The organism is Kineothrix sp. MB12-C1 (genome assembly GCF_030863805.1).
Taxonomy (GTDB): Bacteria; Bacillota; Clostridia; order Lachnospirales; family Lachnospiraceae; genus Kineothrix.
In genome coordinates this window covers 1,099,679-1,118,211 of the sequence record NZ_CP132957.1, presented here as the reverse complement: position 1 = coordinate 1,118,211, position 18,533 = coordinate 1,099,679, and the positions used below count along the sequence as shown (strand labels likewise).

The 18,533-nt window shown below is 42.3% G+C and carries 15 protein-coding genes and 6 tRNA genes; 19 read left to right on the top strand and 2 right to left on the bottom strand.

Annotation, left to right across the window (positions count from 1 at the left end; translation table 11 throughout):
* Positions 1 to 63: 63 nt before the first annotated feature.
* Positions 64 to 2,499: a GH36-type glycosyl hydrolase domain-containing protein gene (locus RBB56_RS05195; protein ID WP_306721325.1), complete on the bottom strand. Its 2,436-nt coding sequence runs from the start codon at positions 2,497 to 2,499 to the stop codon at positions 64 to 66.
* A 400-nt stretch (positions 2,500 to 2,899) separates the two neighbouring features.
* On the opposite strand from RBB56_RS05195, the gene RBB56_RS05190 reads away from it, so the two are divergent.
* The 17 genes from RBB56_RS05190 (at position 2,900) to RBB56_RS05110 (ending at position 14,542) form a co-directional block, all read left to right on the top strand.
* Positions 2,900 to 3,913, top strand: a complete 1,014-nt coding sequence (locus RBB56_RS05190) for a LacI family DNA-binding transcriptional regulator (protein ID WP_306721324.1) — start codon at positions 2,900 to 2,902, stop codon at positions 3,911 to 3,913.
* 101 nt (positions 3,914 to 4,014) lie between these two features.
* Entirely contained in the window at positions 4,015 to 5,397 is a 1,383-nt protein-coding gene (locus RBB56_RS05185; protein WP_306721323.1) for a hypothetical protein, read from the top strand.
* Between the two features lie 68 nt (positions 5,398 to 5,465).
* Entirely contained in the window at positions 5,466 to 6,551 is a 1,086-nt protein-coding gene (locus tag RBB56_RS05180) for a carbohydrate ABC transporter permease (protein ID WP_306721322.1), read from the top strand.
* Complete coding sequence (locus RBB56_RS05175) at positions 6,538 to 7,422, top strand: carbohydrate ABC transporter permease (protein WP_306721321.1); 885 nt, start codon at positions 6,538 to 6,540, stop codon at positions 7,420 to 7,422. The genes RBB56_RS05180 and RBB56_RS05175 overlap by 14 nt, the downstream gene beginning before the upstream one ends.
* A gap of 160 nt (positions 7,423 to 7,582) precedes the next feature.
* On the top strand, positions 7,583 to 8,032 hold the full coding sequence (locus RBB56_RS05170; protein WP_306721320.1) for a DUF1700 domain-containing protein: 450 nt from the start codon (positions 7,583 to 7,585) through the stop codon (positions 8,030 to 8,032).
* A gap of 300 nt (positions 8,033 to 8,332) precedes the next feature.
* Positions 8,333 to 8,482, top strand: coding sequence for a hypothetical protein (locus tag RBB56_RS05165; protein ID WP_306721319.1), 150 nt, complete (start codon positions 8,333 to 8,335; stop codon positions 8,480 to 8,482).
* Positions 8,483 to 8,889: 407 nt separating this feature from the next.
* Complete coding sequence (locus RBB56_RS05160) at positions 8,890 to 10,053, top strand: THUMP domain-containing class I SAM-dependent RNA methyltransferase (protein WP_306721318.1); 1,164 nt, start codon at positions 8,890 to 8,892, stop codon at positions 10,051 to 10,053.
* Between the two features lie 54 nt (positions 10,054 to 10,107).
* Positions 10,108 to 11,169 carry an N-acetylmuramoyl-L-alanine amidase family protein gene (locus RBB56_RS05155; protein WP_306721317.1) on the top strand — a complete coding sequence of 354 codons (1,062 nt, stop codon included), beginning with the start codon at positions 10,108 to 10,110 and terminating at the stop codon, positions 11,167 to 11,169.
* Positions 11,170 to 11,187: 18 nt separating this feature from the next.
* Positions 11,188 to 11,784 (top strand): XTP/dITP diphosphatase, encoded by a 597-nt coding sequence (locus tag RBB56_RS05150; protein ID WP_306721316.1) that lies wholly within the window; start codon positions 11,188 to 11,190, stop codon positions 11,782 to 11,784.
* 12 nt (positions 11,785 to 11,796) lie between these two features.
* Positions 11,797 to 12,276 carry a metallophosphoesterase family protein gene (locus RBB56_RS05145; protein ID WP_306721315.1) on the top strand — a complete coding sequence of 160 codons (480 nt, stop codon included), beginning with the start codon at positions 11,797 to 11,799 and terminating at the stop codon, positions 12,274 to 12,276.
* A gap of 126 nt (positions 12,277 to 12,402) precedes the next feature.
* A tRNA-Pro gene (locus RBB56_RS05140) sits at positions 12,403 to 12,477 on the top strand.
* A gap of 29 nt (positions 12,478 to 12,506) precedes the next feature.
* A tRNA-Gly gene (locus RBB56_RS05135) sits at positions 12,507 to 12,577 on the top strand.
* A 3-nt stretch (positions 12,578 to 12,580) separates the two neighbouring features.
* A tRNA-Arg gene (locus tag RBB56_RS05130) sits at positions 12,581 to 12,654 on the top strand.
* Positions 12,655 to 12,693: 39 nt separating this feature from the next.
* A tRNA-His gene (locus RBB56_RS05125) sits at positions 12,694 to 12,767 on the top strand.
* A 66-nt stretch (positions 12,768 to 12,833) separates the two neighbouring features.
* Positions 12,834 to 12,905 (top strand) — tRNA-Gln (locus RBB56_RS05120).
* Between the two features lie 9 nt (positions 12,906 to 12,914).
* Positions 12,915 to 12,987 (top strand) — tRNA-Lys (locus tag RBB56_RS05115).
* A gap of 172 nt (positions 12,988 to 13,159) precedes the next feature.
* Positions 13,160 to 14,542, top strand: a complete 1,383-nt coding sequence (locus tag RBB56_RS05110) for an MATE family efflux transporter (protein WP_306721314.1) — start codon at positions 13,160 to 13,162, stop codon at positions 14,540 to 14,542.
* Between the two features lie 287 nt (positions 14,543 to 14,829).
* Here the strand turns inward: RBB56_RS05110 and RBB56_RS05105 are convergent, their stop codons facing one another.
* Positions 14,830 to 15,984, bottom strand: a complete 1,155-nt coding sequence (locus tag RBB56_RS05105; RefSeq protein WP_306721313.1) for a sodium ion-translocating decarboxylase subunit beta — start codon at positions 15,982 to 15,984, stop codon at positions 14,830 to 14,832.
* A 447-nt stretch (positions 15,985 to 16,431) separates the two neighbouring features.
* Here RBB56_RS05105 and RBB56_RS05100 point away from each other — a divergent pair, with 447 nt between their 5' ends.
* The gene (locus tag RBB56_RS05100) at positions 16,432 to 17,109 is read left to right on the top strand and encodes a response regulator transcription factor (protein ID WP_306721312.1); all 678 of its coding nucleotides are present in this window, start codon (positions 16,432 to 16,434) and stop codon (positions 17,107 to 17,109) included.
* Entirely contained in the window at positions 17,102 to 18,463 is a 1,362-nt protein-coding gene (locus RBB56_RS05095; protein ID WP_306721311.1) for a sensor histidine kinase, read from the top strand. Before RBB56_RS05100 ends, RBB56_RS05095 begins: the two co-directional genes overlap by 8 nt.
* Positions 18,464 to 18,533 lie beyond the last annotated feature (70 nt).

Below are 18,533 nucleotides of genomic sequence, written 5' to 3'. Positions count from 1 at the left end.
TATAATAGCAAAGGGAAACTTCCCAATAAATCCGGGAAGTTTCCCTTTGTTCATTCATATAGTTTATCCCATAACGACAACAACATGATAAAAGCTTTTTCCTTTTATATAAGGGATAATCGTTCCGCTTATGGGAACGCCGTCCACATAAATTTGTTTTACTCCTTTTTCCACATTGTCCGGATTTTGTACCTTAATGGTATAATTTCCCTCCCGGAATTGTCTGGTCAACTCGAAGTCGCCAAAATCTTTAGGGACGCAAGGGTCTATGGAGAGCCCTTGGTGGGTGGGATATAGACCCAGAATATACTGGGAAATATTAATAAAGGTCCATGCCGCCGTACCTGTCAGCCAGCTATTTTTGGCTTCCCCGTGGAATTTCGCATCGCGTCCGGCAATCATTTGTGCATAAACATAAGGTTCTGTGCGGTGGATCTCGCTGATTTCCTCTACATAGGCAGGACACGTTTTCTGGTAGATTTCAAAGGCGCGGTCACCGCGTCCGAGCACCGTCTCCGCAATGGAAACCCAAGGGTTATTGTGGCAAAAGATTCCGGCATTCTCCTTATAACCCGGTGGATAGGAGGTAATCTCTCCAAGCTCCAGATGATAGCGGGTGTAAGCAGGCTGCAAGATCATAACCCCATAATCGGTATCTAACCTTCTTTTAACAGAATTCAATGCCTTTTTGGCAATGCCTTCCGCTACGCCAACGCCGGCAAGAACGCAAAAGCCTTGAGGTTCAATAAAAATCTGTCCCTCTTCGCATTCAGCAGAGCCGACTTTTTGTCCGTAAGCATCATAAGCGCGGAGAAACCAATCGCCGTCCCAGCCGTGCGTTAGGATGGCTTCTTTCATACTTTCCACTTCTTGCCTGGCGCGCCCGGCTTCCGTAGGCATTCCCATTAAGTCACATAGCTGTGCATATTCTTCTCCATACTTCACGAACATGCCTGCAATAAATATCGATTCGGCCACGGCTCCTTCGCTTGGACCGAAGGTTTGGAAGGATTCGCCGGGATGTTCTGAGAAGCAGTTTAAGTTCAGGCAGTCATTCCAATCGGCACGTCCGATAAGGGGTAAGTGATGAGGACCTTTGTGGGTTATGATATAGTCGAGAGAGCGTTTTAAATGTTCCATGAGAGGAGCTGCCACGGATATATCGTTATCGAAAGGGACGGACTCTGTTAAGATAGATGTATCGCCTGTCTCTCTCACATAGGCGCTGGTACCGGCAATCAGCCAGAGAGGGTCATCGTTGAAGCCGCTTCCGATATCGGAATTCCCTTTTTTCGTAAGGGGTTGATACTGATGGTAAGCGCTGCCGTCCTGGAACTGGGTGGAAGCGATATCTATAATGCGTTCCCTCGCCCGGTCAGGAATGAGATGTACGAAGCCGAGGAGATCCTGGCAGGAATCGCGAAATCCCATCCCTCTACCAATTCCTGATTCATAGTAGGAGGCAGAGCGCGATAGGTTAAAGGTCACCATACACTGATACTGATTCCATATATTTACCATGCGGTCAACTTTATCATTAGAAGATTTAACGGTATATTTAGTAAGTAAAGCGTCCCAATAATTTCTTAAGGAGGTAAAAGCCTTTTCTACATCCCCATCGGTCCGGTATCGTGAGAGCATTTCTTCCGCCGGTTTCTTGTTAATAACTCCGGCAGTTTCCCACTTCTCATCGTTTGGGTTCTCCAAATATCCGAGCACGAAAATAAATGATTTCGTTTCCCCGGGTGCCAAATCCATTGTGATTTGATGAGAAGCGATGGGCGACCATCCGCTGGCTATGGATCCGGTGCATGAACCGTTTTCTACGGCGAGAGGAGAATCTGCGCCGCGATAGGGGCCTAGGAAATCATCGCGGTTCGTATCGAAGCCATCGATGCAGGTATTGACCGCATAGACTGCATAATGGTTTCTTCGTTCTCGATACTCTGTCTTATGATAAATGGCAGACCCGATAATTTCCACTTCTCCGATATTAAGGTTACGTTGGAAATTCTTCATATCATCATCCGCGTTCCAGAGACACCATTCTACATAAGAAAAAAGAGAGAGGTTTTTCGGGGCGGAGGAGTTATTTGTTAGCGTCAGAGTGCTGACTTCGCAATTATCATTAAGAGGAACGAAGGTAAGGACTGAGGCCGTCACTTCATTTTTGGAAGATAGGAAACGGCTGTAGCCGATGCCATGGCGGCATTCATAGTTATCGAGTGTTGTTTTGGTGGGCTGCCAACCCGGATTCCAGATGGTATCGTTATCTTTGATATAAAAGTATTTGCCGTTCCCGTCAGCGGGAACATTGTTGTAGCGGTATCTGGTAAGACGCAGAAGCTTTGCATCTTTATAGAAGGAGTATCCGCCGCCTGTATTGGAAATAAGGCTGAAGAACTCGTTGCATCCCAGATAATTAATCCAGGGGAGAGGAGTTGTAGGCGTGGTAATGACATACTCCTTCCTGCTATCATCGAAATATCCAAATTTCATAATTTCCTCCATATCTCATAAGTGTTTATGATTGGGTGGTAATTGTTTAAGTAATAATTAGTAAAGGTAAAGGCACGAAAACGTTAAATGATAGCAAAAGTACTTCTTAGAATTGAATTATAGAAAACGTTTAAGTAAAAGTCAAGTGAAAGTAAAGAGAGAGCGGGAGAATTACTCCTGATCGTGGAATGTAATTGTAAAAACTATAAAAAAACAACTGCTTAAAACTGTTAAAAACTCACAAAATATTAAAAATAAACAAATAAAATTAAAAAACTATTGAAAAATTATAAAAAGTGTTATATATTGGAATTACGAAAACGATTAAGTGAATCAAAAATACTTATCTTCAGAACAAAGCATCTACTTGTTTGGTTGGAGATTCGAAGGAGCAGACGATATGGTGTCAATGAAAGATATTTCCGCAGCATGCGGAGTATCGGTAGCGACGGTAAGCAAGGCATTAAATAATCATAGCGATATTGGAGAAGAGACGAAGGAATATATTAGGAAGACGGCAAAAGAGATGGGGTATTTTCCTAATTCTGCGGCAAAGGCATTGAAGACAAACCGTACTTACAATCTGGGTGTACTTTTTGTTGATGATGCGCAAAGCGGTTTGAAGCATGACTACTTCGCCTATGTGCTCGACAGTTTTAAGCAAACAGCAGAACAGCAAGGCTATGATATGACTTTTATCAACTGCTGCAAGACGAGAAACAATAAGATGTCTTATCTGGATCATGCCAGATATCGGGGCTTTGATGGAGTGGTAATTGCTTGCATCGATTTCTATGATCCGGAGGTAATGGATCTTGTAAGAAGTGATATTCCGGTAGTGACCATCGACCATTTGTTTAATAACAGAATTGCAATTATTTCTGATAATGTGAAGGGAATGAGAGATCTTCTCACTTTCGTATATAACAAAGGCCACCGTAAAATAGCCTACATACACGGCATGGATTCAGCAGTAACACAAAGCCGCTTGTCTTCTTTCTATAAGACGGCGCAAGAACTCGAACTGGAGATTCCGGATGAATACATAAAAGAGGCGGCGTATAGAGATACGAAAGCTACTTTTGAGAAGACACAGGAGCTTTTGGATTTACCAAATCCGCCAACCTGCATTTTATATCCGGACGACTTCGCAAGTTTCGGTGGAATTAACGCTATTAAAGAGCGAGGACTTAGCATTCCTCAAGATATATCGGTAGTGGGATATGACGGAATAAGGATAGGAAGACATCTGGAACCACAACTTACCACTTTGCGCCAGGATACCGAATTGGTAGGGGCGAAGGCGGCAGAGTGCCTGATCGACCTAATTGAACATCCTAAGACGACGCTGATTCAGCAAGTGGTGGTAGAAGGGGAAGTTTTCGAAGGGAAATCAGTGGGAACTATAAATTAGGCATTGTTGCCATGGGAAAACCCAAACTAATTCTATGGCAATTAAATAAATGCAAACAAACAACACACCTATTATTAATAATTCAAAGGGAGGAAAAGTAAATGAAGAAAAGAGTGCTTAGTGCTTTACTTTCACTGACTATGGTTGCCGGCTTGCTGGCAGGCTGTGGCCAAAGTGCACCGACAGCAACTACAGAAGCTCCGGCAGAGGAAAAGGCGGAGGCAGTAAAGGAAGAAGTACCTGCGGAGGGCGGGGAAACGTCTACGGATAAGTTCTATATTTATTCATGGAATACGGAACTTGGCGAAAGATTGCAGTATGTATATGATGCATATCCGGAAATTGCAGACAGAATTGAATATGTAAATGTAGGGGATGATTCGGTATATCAAGAGAAGGTGGATCAGTTATTGCAAACACCCGATGCACCGGATTATCCGGACTTGATTGCTTTTGAGGCGGCTTATATTATGAAGTATACCAATAGTGATTATACGCTTCCTGTTACTGATTTGGGTATTACCGATGAAGACCTTGCGCAAATGTATCCTTATACATTGACCATCGCAACGGATCAAAGAGATAATTCCTTAAAAGGTCTTTCCTGGCAGAGCTGTCCTGGATCCTTTATCTATAGAACAGACCTGGCTGAGAAATATCTCGGTGTAACTTCTCCGGAAGAAATGCAAGCTAAGATTGGCACGTGGGAAGCTTTCCTCGATACAGCAAGGGAAATTAAAGAGAAGTCCGGCGATGCAACGAGAATGCTTTCCTCAAACGGTGACGTAGTGAACGCATTCCTATCCAATAAGACCCAGCCATGGGTGGATAAAGAAGGTGTTTTCCATATGGACGATGCAATGCTCGAATATATGGATATTGTTAAGGTATTGGAGACGGAAGATTTGACCCAGAAGACTACTCAGTGGAGTGAAGAATGGAACGCAGGCCCTTCCAGTGATTCTGTATTCGGTTATTTCGGATGTACGTGGTTCCTACATTGGACCATCAAAGCGAATTGCGGCGGTGAGGCAGTTGGAGAAGGAACTTATGGACTTTGGAATATGGCACAGGGACCGGCTCCTTACTATTGGGGAGGAACTTGGCTTGGAGCGACAGCAGGCTGTTCCGATAAAGAACTGGCAGGAAAGATTATGAAAGCCCTTTGCACTGATACAGAGATTATGACAAAGATGTCAGAGGAAACTCTCGATTATGTGAACAATAAGGCGGCTATGAAAACTTTGTCGGATGCAGGCAAAGGTTCCTATGACTTCCTTGGGGGACAGGATTTCATTTCTATCTTCTCACCTCTTGCAGAAGATGTAGACGTATCTTGGATGAGCGCATATGACCAGAAAGTAAATGCGTTGTTGGATACACAGGTAATAGAATATTCATTGGGAAACAAAGATAAGGACACGGCAGTTGCTGACTTCAAAACGGCAGTGGCAGAAGCTTATCCGGCTGTAACAGTAGAATAAAGAAATTATATTTGAACTCTGTACCGGCTCTATCGGGCCGGTACAGATATTATAGGGGCAATGTAAGAATGCCTATCGAAATAAAGGGATGGATATTTGACAAAGAAGAGGATGTGAAAATAATGGCAAAGCCTGCAAAGAAAAAACACAAGACAGTGGAATATGGTAGATACGGTTACTACTTTATTGCTCCATTTTTTATTGTGTTTGCAATATTTCAGTTTTGGCCGCTAATATATACGATTGGTCTGGCCTTTTGTGAGAATTATATCGATACGATGTTTAACGTGGAAGTTGGGCCTGTATTTAATGGATTCGAGAATTTTAAGACGGTGTTTATCAGCAAGGATGGTACGTTATTCGGAACTTATACCTTTCAGTCTTTGTGGAATACGATTATTATGTGGCTGATGAATTTCATTCCCCAGATACTTCTGGCACTTCTGCTTGCGGTGTGGTTTACGGACACGCGAGTGAAGTTAAGGGCACAGGGCGCATATAAGATTATGACCTTCATGCCTAATATTATTACGGCGGCTACTATTTCGGTATTGTTCTATAGCTTGTTCAATGATCCTAACGGACCAGTGAATCAGTTTCTCATGCAGCTCGGCATTTTGGATCAGCCGTTTCGGTTTTTTAAGAATAGATGGGCGACAAGAGGAATCATTTCCTTTATTAATTTCTGGATGTGGTATGGAAATACGATGGTCGTACTGACCGCCGGTGTGTTGGGAATCAGTCCATCGCTTTTCGAAGCGGCAAGGGTGGATGGCGCTTCCAACTTTCAGATATTCAAAAAGATTACATTGCCGTTACTCCGTCCTATCCTGTTGTTTACACTAGTTAACTCCGCGATTGGTGGCCTGCAGATGTTCGATATTCCTAAACTGCTTACGACGAGCGGATATGGTGATCCTGATTATGCAACGCGAACGATTACGATGTACATGCGGGAATTAGCGTTTACGGGGGCGAGACAGATGGGTAAGGCCTCAGCGACTTCTGTGGTGTTGTTTGTTGTCACCTTGTTCTTCAGCCTCATTCTTTTCTATATTATGCGTGATAAGGATGCGATCTTGGAGAAGAAGCAACATAAAGCAGTACGCAAAGAATTAGCAAGAAAGGAGGGAAAGCAATATGGCAGCAAATGATGCACGCGAAGTCAAAGTGAAGGATGGTGCTCATGGAAGAGTGCTGGCAGCATCTATTTTCAGAAATATCGTTTGTATTTTTCTTTGCTTCTTAAGTTTGATTCCTTTCTGGATTATGCTCGTTAATGCAACAAGGTCCAGCACCGATATACAGATGGCATTTTCCGTTATTCCTTCCACCCATATTATGGAGAATGTCCAGAAGCTGCTTTACCAGACGAATCAAAACGTACCGTTATATCGCTATATGGTAAATAGCTGTATAATTGCAGGCTTAAGTACTGTTTTGTCGGTATACTTTTCCACGGCTACCGCATATGGTGTAACTGTTTATAAATTCAAAGGCAGCCAGTTTGCATGGGCATTTATTATGGCAATTATGATGATTCCGACACAGGTATCTTCTGTAGGCTTTTTCCGTTTTATGTATCAGTTGGGATTCAGTAATAATTATATGCCCCTTATCGTACCCGCGATTGCAGCTCCGGCAACGGTATTTTTTATGAGGCAATATATGTTAAGCGCTCTGCCGCTAGAGATTATCGATGCGGCCAGAATTGATGGTTCCCCGGAATTCAGAACCTTTAATACGGTTGCAGTGCCTCTTATGAAGCCTGCTGTTGCGACTCAGGCAATTTTCGTATTTATCGCTTCATGGAATAACTTCTATACGCCTTCCATGCTGCTGTCCTCACAGAAATTATATACACTTCCGATGTTCGTTCAGTTAATGAGGGGAGAGCGTTTCCGAACTGATTATGGTATTATCTATGTGGGACTCGTTATTACGATACTGCCAATATTTATCGTATACTTTATCCTGTCGAAATATATCATTGCCGGCGTGGCCCTTGGCGGTGTTAAAGAGTAATTAGCTTTATATAAAAGATAGATATTTTTAATAAAAATGTAATTTGACGAAATGAAAAATCTCCATTATCATAAATGTGATGTGGAGATTTTTTTGTTTTATAGAATTCTATAGAATAATAAAAGAAACAAATGGAATACTTTTAGCGGAGTGAGAAACGATGACGAGAAAAGAATTTATTGAGACTTTGCAGATGGCACTGGCCGGAAATCTGAGCAGCAGCTCTGTAAATGAAAATATAAGGTATTATCAGGACTATATCGATGTACAGATCAGGCTGGGAACGAGTGAGGAGGAAGTCATAGAAAGTCTTGGCGATCCGAGGCTGCTGGCTAAGACGATTCTAGAAGCGAAGAAGCGGGAAGGAACGGGCAGCGGGTACCAGGAATATGACGAAGTATATGAAGAAGGTGCTGATGAAAAGGAAAAAGGAGGATTCGGCAGCGGTATCTATCGCATGCCTGTCTGGTTATTTGTCCTTTTGGCTGTTATAGTAGTAATTTTTATTATTGGTATTATTGGCTCTGTCGTATCTGTGCTTCTTCCCATTTTTCTTCCTGTTTTATGTGTGGTTATGGTTGTTCGTATTTTTCAAAATAGAATTCGGTAAATAAAAAGTAACAGAGCGTCAGAAAGGGTCTGACGCTCTGCATGAGGGGAGTATAAATAATTAATATAAGGGTCTGTAAACAGAAATGATGAAGGGTTATTTCTGTTTACAATGTCATTATAGCACGAATTTTGGAAAATGCAAGTCAAAAATAGTACCAAAGTCCTAATTCATTTTTGTGCAAATTGAATAAAAAAATGGTACTAAAGTCTTACATAAGAAAATGAATGTAAATGAATACTTTTGTATAGAAGCAGACATACTACTCTTGTAACAAAAATTAATCAGGAGGAATGAAACATGTCTAAAAACGATTATAACCAGAACAGTGACAAGCAGAGTCAGGAGAGCAAGTTCAATAACAACAACAGCAACAACAGTAACAAACAGAATCAGAACCAAAAAAATAGCAATAACAACAACTCTTCTAACAACAAATCAGAAAAGTAATAATTGCTAAGGATGCTTTTGTTTTAGCGGATGGCAAAGAAAGCGGATGCTATTTATATAAATAGCGCCCGCTTTTTTCGTTGTTTAAAAATAGTTACAATGCGCAACCGTAGATGTAACTATAACAATCAATTGACATGTAGTGGGAAGAGGCATTAATATAAAACATATACAAATTTTCCGTATATAATAGTGAGGGGACTGAATTGTTATAAATAGTTATTATTAGCAATCGCTATTCCGCGAAGTCAAAATCGCGATGCCAAATGCTTTATCTTGGCATTTCTATGCGATTTTGCGAGTGCTTCAGGCGCCAAAATGCAGTTCGATTGCATTTTGTGTGCATTCTGCTGCTGTGAGCAGCAAAGCTGTGAACAGTAACTATAAATTAAGGAATCGAGGATAAGATGAGAAGATATGAATTGATTGCTCCATGCCACTTTGGTCTGGAAGCAGTTTTGAAAAAAGAAATTATCGATTTGGGCTATGATATTAGCAATGTGGAAGATGGAAGAGTCACCTTTTTTGGTGACGAAGAGGCAGTATGCCGTGCGAACATCTTTTTAAGAACAGCGGAACGAATACTTATTAAAGTGGGCAGCTTTCATGCGGAGACTTTTGAGGAGCTTTTCCAGGGAACTAAGAATCTTTCATGGGAGGATTATATTCCTAAGGATGGTAAGTTCTGGGTGGCAAAGGCAGGCAGTGTAAAAAGTAAGCTGTTCAGCCCTTCGGACATCCAGTCCATTATGAAAAAGGCGATGGTGGACCGTCTAAAGGAAGTGTATCGAGTGAGCTGGTTTGAAGAAGATGGAGAATCTTTTCCTATAAGAGTCTTCTTATTAAAAGACGAGGTGACGATAGGCCTTGATACAACCGGGGAATCGCTTCATAAGAGAGGATATCGTAAGCTGACAGCGAAAGCTCCGATTGCGGAGAACCTGGCAGCAGCGCTTATTATGCTGACTCCATGGAGGGCGGACAGAATTCTTGTAGACCCTTTTTGCGGAAGTGGAACTTTCCCGATAGAAGCAGCAATGATGGCAGCTAATATGGCTCCGGGAATGCATCGTTTTTTTACTGCGGAGAATTGGTCTCACGTCGTAGGGAAGCAGATTTGGCATGATACGTTTGAAGAAGCGAATGAAATGGTAGATTTGAGCGTAGAGACGGATATTCAAGGTTATGATGCGGATGAGGATATTGTTGCGGCTGCAAGGGAGAATGCGCGGCTTGCAGGAGTGGACAAGCTGATTCACTTCCAGAAAAGAGATGTGAAAGATTTAAGTCACGGGAAAAAATATGGGTTTATCATTACCAATCCGCCTTATGGTGAGCGTCTTGAGGATAAAGAGAATCTTCATATCTTATATGAGGCTCTCGGTGAGCGTTACCGTATGCTGGATGCATGGTCTTTGTATATGATTACTTCTTATGAAAATGCGGAGAGAGATATCGGAAGAAGAGCGGACAAGAACAGGAAAATATATAACGGTATGATGAAGACCTATTATTATCAGTTTATGGGGCCGAAGCCGGCAAAAAAGCCAAGATCCGATGCAGAGAAATAATGGGAATTGTAACAGTTTAGCCGAAGGCTGAGCTGTTAATGGGAGTTAGAAGTTATGCAGCAACTGATGAAAAAGACCATAGGATATAGTGTGGCTTTTGCAGCCGTATCGATGGCGGTTATTGTGTATATGGCCTCTCATAAGGTGGTGGTCATTGCCGATGTGGCACAGGATGAAGTGCGGACCATGGATAGAGAAGCGGGGCAGGAGAGGGGGCCTCTCTCTTTCGGAGAGGGAGAGGGCGATGCGAATTACCTATGTATCCCCCTGCCGGGTGCGAGTAAGGCTGAGGCTGTCAAAATTGAGAACTACTATATGTCAAAAGAATTGTGGGTAATATTCGAAAATGATTATAGCGATTTCTATGGCAGAACTTCGATTACCGGAAATCGGGATAACATAAAATTCGGTTATTGTGAGAGTGAAGAAAGCGGAACCATGCTAAAGTTCTCATTGACAGGAGTATATGAATATCGTAGTATTTTGGAAGAAAATAATTTATACATAGAATTCCTGCCCCCGGGAGAGTTGCACGAGAAGATTGTAGTCATCGATCCTGCAGGGGGGAAAGAACAGTCAGGTGCCTCTGCCTATGGATTGGCGGAGAAAGATGTGGTCCTTGGAATTGCGAGGAAGTTGAAGGAAAAGTTAGATATTACGGATATCAAAGTGTATTATACGCGAATGGAGGATGTGTATCCGGAAGAAGAGACGAGGGTTTCCATTGCCAATGATGTAAAAGCGGATATGCTGATACGCATTGAAGTGGGGGAATCTCAGGATACCATGGATTTTGGTACATCGGCAGTTTATAATGAGCGCTATTTCATTCCGGACTTTGGAAGCGTTGAACTTGCGGATCTGCTGGAACGGGAGGTTGTAACAAGCATTAAGGGGAAAGCCCTCGGGCTTGAGCCTGCGGGTGAAGGCGATTATGTTATACAGGAGGCGGAAATACCGGCAGCTGGTATAAAGGTAGGGCATATTACAAATGAAAAGGAAGCATCTCTTTTAAGAAATGAGATTTACCTTGATTATATTGCCTCGGGGATCTATCAGGCGATTATCAAGGCATATGAAAGAGAAGAAGGTACTGAACTGTTGCAAGGAGAGTAAACGAAAGGTCGGCTTATAATGAATAGAAAAATTGTTTTTGCTACAGGCAATGCCGGAAAGATGAAAGAAATCAGAGAGATTCTTGCCGATACAGAATTCCATGTAGTGTCAATGAAAGAAGAGGGAATCGATCTATCCATTGAGGAAGACGGTGTGACCTTCGAAGAAAATGCGGTAATAAAAGCGAAAGCTGTGGCGGAGAAATGTGGAGAAATTGTCCTTGCGGATGACTCAGGGTTAGAAATCGATTATCTGAATAAGGAACCGGGAATCTATTCTGCCAGGTATATGGGAGAGGACACGTCCTATCGAATTAAGAATGCCAATTTGATAGAAAGGCTGTCGGGGGTGTCGGATGAGGAGAGGACAGCTCGTTTTATCTGTGCGATAGCTGCTGTTTTCCCCGACGGAGAAGTGATCACCACCTATGGGCAGGTTGAAGGAAGAATTGATTATGAAGAAAAAGGAGAAAATGGCTTCGGTTATGATCCTATCTTCTATCTGCCGCAGCTTGGAAAAACGACGGCACAGTTAAGCGACGATGAGAAGAATAGCGTGAGCCATAGAGGGGAAGCGCTTCGTAAAATGAAAGAAGAACTGAAGAAGAGATTCTAAAGAGAGGTCAATATGAGGGTACTGATAATAAGTGATACGCATCGACAGAACGCAAATTATTTAAAGGTTCTGGAACAAGTAAGACCTATAGACATGGTAGTACATTGTGGGGATGTGGAAGGAAGCGAATATATGATTTGTGAAAGTGCCGGCTGCCAAGTGGAAATGGTAACTGGAAATAATGACTTTTTTTCAGATCTTCCCCGGGAAAGAGAGTTTCAAATAGGCAACTACCATGTGTGGTTGACTCATGGGCATAATTACCATGTGTCGATGGGGTGCCAGATAATTAAAGAAGAGGCGCTGGCGCGCGGTGCGGATATCGTTATGTACGGGCATACACACAGACCCCTTATCGATATGAGCGGTAAAGTGATAGCGATCAATCCGGGAAGTCTCTCTTACCCAAGACAAGAAGGTAAGCGTCCTTCTTATATTATAATGGAATTAGATGACGAAAATAAGGCACAATTTACAATTAATTATCTTTAAAGTGCGGTTTTCTGGGAAAAATGTAAAAGAAAGAAAAACAAAAAAGAAAGTTATAAAAATCAGTTGACATAGGGGAATGCATATTATATAATATGTCTTGCGCTGTGACAAGAATCGAAGATATACCGGGGTGTGGCTCAGCTTGGCTAGAGCGCCTGGTTTGGGACCAGGAGGTCGCAGGTTCGAATCCTGTCACCCCGATTTTGAATAGTGCAAGTTGTAAAATATATGCGGGTGTAGTTCAATGGTAGAACACTAGCCTTCCAAGCTAGATACGTGGGTTCGATTCCCATCACCCGCTTCCGTGTTCGTAGCTCAGTCGGATAGAGCAACGGCCTTCTAAGCCGTGGGTCAGGGGTTCGAATCCCTTCGAGCACGTTTGAGATATAGGAAGCATAATTTTTATTATCTCATATGGTGGGTGTAGCACAGTTGGTTAGCGCGTCAGATTGTGGTTCTGAAGGTCGAGGGTTCGAATCCCTTTACCCACCCTTTCCTTATTAAAGGAGTAAAGCGCTCCCGTAACTTCGGGAGGATAAGCTTGGTGTTACAAGTGATGGGCTATCGCCAAGCGGTAAGGCACAGGACTTTGACTCCTGCAGTCGCTGGTTCGAATCCAGCTAGCCCAGTTTAAATAGGGGGTATTAGCTCAGTCGGTAGAGCACTTGACTTTTAATCAAGTTGTCCGGGGTTCGAATCCCCGATGCCTCATTATAATGAAGCGACATCTTTATCTGACAAGATATGAGATGTTCTTTTTTTATTCTATAGGGAAGGCCTTGCCACACTAAAGTGTAAAAGCGTTGATTCTATAGACCGATAGAATAAAGACCCTGCGGGTAAACGATGCGCGGCTACGTACGCGGAATAAAAAGGAGAAAATATGGAATTACAAAAAGAAAATAAGATGGGTCATATGCCTGTCAACAAGTTGTTACTGACTATGTCGCTGCCGATTATGGTTTCCATGCTCGTACAGGCGTTGTATAATATTGTAGATAGTATTTTTGTGGCGATGATCGATGAGAAAGCTTTGACAGCAGTGTCGCTGGCATTTCCGATTCAAAGTCTTATTATCGCCGTGGCGGTAGGCACCGGCGTGGGCGTTAATGCTGTATTATCCAAAGCGCTGGGCGAGAAGAATATGGAGAGGGTGAATAAGGCCGCGTCAAACGGTGTTTTTTTGGCGGTTTTATCTTATTTGATCTTCCTCGTTATAGGTTTGTTTATGGTGGTGCCTTTCTATAAAAGCCAAACGACAGACACCATGATTATAGAATATGGGACTCAGTATTTGATGATAGTATGTGTGGCATCTATCGGTGTTTTTATGCAGATTACCTTTGAACGTATGCTGCAATCCACGGGTAAGACTATGTATACAATGATTGTTCAGGGTATCGGTGCAATCATTAATATTATTCTGGATCCTATTCTTATCTTCGGTCTCTTTGGAATGCCTAAGCTCGGCGTGGCGGGTGCGGCGATCGCTACTGTTATCGGACAGATTACAGCAGGTATCTTGGCGATCATCATTAACCAAAAGGTGAATCACGAAGTTAGATTACAGATAAAAGGGTTTCGGCCTGATAAAGGTATTATCGGTCATATTTATGTGGTAGGAGTTCCTTCTATTATAATGCAGGCTCTCGGTTCGTTGATGGTTTATAGTGTGAATCTTATTCTGATTTCCTTTACCGCAACGGCAACGGCGGTGTTTGGTGTATATTTTAAGCTTCAAAGTTTTATTTTCATGCCGGTATTCGGTCTGACGAATGGTATGGTTCCTATTGTTGCCTATAACTATGGAGCAGAAAAGAAGGAGCGTCTTATTAAGACGGTGAAGCTCAGTATTGCGTATGCTACACTTTTGATGATTGTTGGCTTTCTGCTGTTTCAATTCTTCACACAGACCCTGCTGCAGATGTTTGACGCATCCGAAATGATGCTTGCTATCGGAATACCGGCCCTTCGTATTATCAGTATCAGTTTCCTGGGAGCTGGCTTCAGCATTATGTGCAGTTCGGTGTTTCAGGCGCTTGGAAACGGTGTATACAGCATGATGGTATCCTTAGCCAGACAGTTGATTGTTCTTATTCCGGTAGCTTATTTATTGTCCAGGCTTGGAAATGTGGATTATGTATGGTGGGCTTTCCCGGTTGCGGAGATAGTATCAGTGGGAATGTCTGCACTATTCCTTCGACGTATTAACAAGAAGATAATCAGTCATATCGGTGGGAAAGAAAAGAATACGGTAACGGAATAGTTTATGCTTCTCCTTTGTAGAGAATGTGGCGAATTATCATAAAATCAACCATTATATGTTGGAACAGTTAGAACAGGTAACAAGACAGTCATAACTTCCTGCATGGGCGTTAATTTTTATTGTATTTGTTACAGGATTGACTTTGTTATTTTGAAAAATTATTTATATAAACTCTATAAGAAAAGCCCTTCGGATTTCTCCAAAGGGCTTTTCATCTTTACTATAGACCTTGAATAGGATTGCATGTTCTTATGTGCAGAGATTTCCTCGATTTTCTTCAAGCGATGTTATGAAGCGAAAAGGGTGATGAAAATACCTGCTATTAATGCTGAACCAATCGTGCTGGATACGATAGGTCCCATGGCATGCATTAAAAGATAATTATGAGGATTATATTCCTGCCCTAGTTTCTGAGAAACGCGGGCGGCCATCGGCATAGCGGATACACCTGAGTTCCCGATTAAAGGGTTCACCTTTCCGCCGGTTACTTTGCACAGAATCTTTGCTATAATAATACCGCCAATCGTTCCGAATGCGAAGGCGAATAACCCTAAGCAAATAATCAGGATTGTGTGAGGGGTCAGAATCCGTTCTGCGGTAGCAGTTGCACCGACGGAAAGACCGATTAGCAATGTTAATATATTTAATAAATCATTTTGTAACGAATGAATATATCTTTTAGTTACGCCGCTTTCTTTAATTAGATTTCCAAGCATCAGCATAGCGATCAATGAACCCGCCGCAGGAACTAAAAGCAATGTGGCAAGGGTTATACCAAATGAAAAGAAGATTTTCTGCTTACGGGTTACCTTTTTCGATTGAGGCATCACAATGACCCGTTCCTCGGGTGTGGTAAGAGCACGCATAATCGGTGGTTGGATAATCGGAACCAGAGCCATGTATGAATAAGCGGCAATAGTAATTACGGGTAGGAGATCAGGTGCAAGACGATCGGCGGTATAAATAGAAGTTGGTCCGTCTGAACTGCCGATAATACCAATAGCAGCGGCCTCGCTCAGGGTAAAGGGTTCGAATCCGGGGATGATGTATGTAAGGGCCAGCCCTATTAATAAGGCTCCTCCCATAGCGACAAAAATACCGAGCTGGCCGCCCAAGCCGATAAGTGCGTTGCGGGGAGCGGCAATCAAAGGGCCGAAGTCGGTCATAGCGCCGATACATAAAAAAATCATTGGCGGGTAAATGCCCAAGTCAATTCCTCGATATAAATAATAAATTAGGCCTCCTTCATTATATGCGGAAAGAGCTGCCAACGGAATATTGGCGATCATCATGCCAAAGGCGAGAGGAAGAAGTAATAGCGGTTCATATTTTTTGACGATGGCGAGATATGCTAACAACAAAGCGAGCAATATCATAATAACCTGTGGTAGAGTTATTTGTATAAGCCCGAAGTTAGAAAAAAGTTTGTTCCAGAATGTCATGTATAAAGCCTCCTTGATGTGTAGGTCCTATATTTTTGTGTAACCCTCGATAGTAATAATAAAGATGGAACACTCCTTAGAGGACTCCTGAATTTTTACCTCTTGTATTCTAATTGCATTTCATTAAAGAAAGATTAAAGCGGTAGCTTCTTAGCGCTTTCTTTACATGAAGCATAGGGATGTCATCAGTACGGGAAAAATACCGAGACCGGACTTCGAACCATATACTGATACCGAAGGCGGAAAGGTTGAAACGCTTCCTATATAAGAGGTATAATCATCAATACATGTATCAAGGCGGCAGAAATGAAGAACATAGTATAATAGCATTGCTGTTGCGAAAGATAAGTTGTTCTCGGTTCAAAGTATAAGGAATCGGTCATAAATTTAATCTTTCTTTAATGAGGTTCGCTTAGAATAGATAATAAAATTTCATGGAGGTGACATATGCGAATTCTGGTAGTTGAAGATGAACCTGATTTGAATGATGTTATAGTGAAGAAGCTGGAATCGGAGCATTATGCCGTAGATTGGTGTATGAACGGCGGTGAGGCTCTTAATTATATTAATTGTGCGGAATATGATGCCATTATTCTCGATATCATGTTACCGGGTATCAGCGGTCTTGAGGTATTAAGAGAAATCCGCTCCCAAAACAATAAAACACCGGTTTTGCTGTTGACGGCACGCGACAGTATAGAAGATCGTGTGGCTGGTCTGGACCAAGGGGCGGATGACTATCTCGTAAAACCATTTGCTTTTGATGAGTTAATGGCGAGGATTCGTGCCATGATCCGGCGTTCCTCCGGTCATGTGAGCAATATTATTTCTATTGCAGACTTAACTATGAATTGCGATTTCAGGGAAGTAACACGCGGCGGCACCTATATATCGCTGTCCAGTAAGGAATTCGCAATACTTGAATTTATGATGCATAATAAAGGTATTGTGCTTACAAGGGAAAAGATTTCACAACATATCTGGAACTACGATTACGAGGGAGGCTCCAATGTGATCGATGTATATATCCGTTATCTAAGAAAAAAGATAGATGAGGATTTTTCTCAAAAGCTGATTCATACGATTAGAGGAACAGGTTATGTTCTAAAGGAGGATAATGAATAGGACTTCAATTAAAACGAAAGTGACTCTCTGGTATACCACCTTGATAGTCGTAATCGTTGCGCTTATGATGTTGTTTATATTTTTCATTAGCAAAGGTCTTGAGGAGACCTCGACGAAAAACGTTCTCGTTGGGGTGATTGAGGATAGACTTGATAAAATTTACTACAAAAACGGAGAATTGAAGATTGATAATGACTTTGACTCCTTCTATCTCCAAGTATACTTATCCGTATATAACAAGGATATGCAGAAAGTATACGGAGAATTGCCGGAAAACCTTAAGAGTCCCCGGGGCTTCACAGATAATACGGTGAGTACGATAAATAACGGTAACTCCAAGTGGTATGTGTATGATCGCTGTATTTCCTTTGAGGAGTACGGTGATGTATGGATACGGGGAATTACGGCTATCTCCGATTCTGAAAGTGCGTTGATTACAATGCTTTCCATTGCAGGAGTTATGTTGCCGTTTCAGGTTGTCGTTGTCTCATTGGGAGGATACTTTATTACAAGGCAGGCGTTTAAGCCCGTAAGGCAGATTAACGAGGCGGCGGAGCGTATTGGGGGAGGCCGGGACCTTTCACAGAGAATTCAAGTCGGAGAGGGCAAGGATGAAATATATACCCTGGTAAAAACTTTTAACGATATGATTGGGCGCCTGGAACAATCGTTTGAAAGCGAGAAGCAATTTACCTTAGATGTTTCCCACGAGTTGAGAACGCCTGTCTCGGCGATTGTATCGCAGAGCGAATATGCTTTGGAGAATGCAAAAACGATGGAAGAGGCGAAAGATGCGCTTTCGGTTGTGCTGGCACAAGCGCGCAAGATATCAGGATTGATTTCCCATCTCTTGATGTTTTCCAGAATTGATATGGGACATAAGATGCTGACTTTAGAGCTGCTCAATTTGAGTGAGCTTACCGAGATGGTCGCGGAGGAACAGTATGAAGCAGCAAATGAAAAAGGAATTGAAATTCAAACGAATATCACATCCGGATTATATGTGCAGGCTGATGAAACGATGATACTTCGGATGCTCATTAACCTCGTATCGAATGCCGTTACATATGGTAAACCGGGTGGACATATCCTAATTGGACTTGAAAAAGACGGAAACAAAATTGTCGGTTCTATTGCCGATGATGGAATTGGGATAGCTGAGGAACATCTCAATCGCATCTGGGAGCGTTTTTATCAAATAAATCCATCGAGAACGTCAGCAAAGTCGGGTGGAGTAGGTCTTGGGCTTTCTATGGTCAAATGGATAGTGGAAGCCCACAGCGGCAGTATCTCGGTTAACAGCAAACCCGGAGAAGGCAGTACATTTACCTTCATGCTTTCGCTTGCCGATTGATTTTCTGCTGTTTATTGCCAAGGGCGGGATATAAAAAGGATGGTGAAAATAAGATTTAGTCGTAACAATA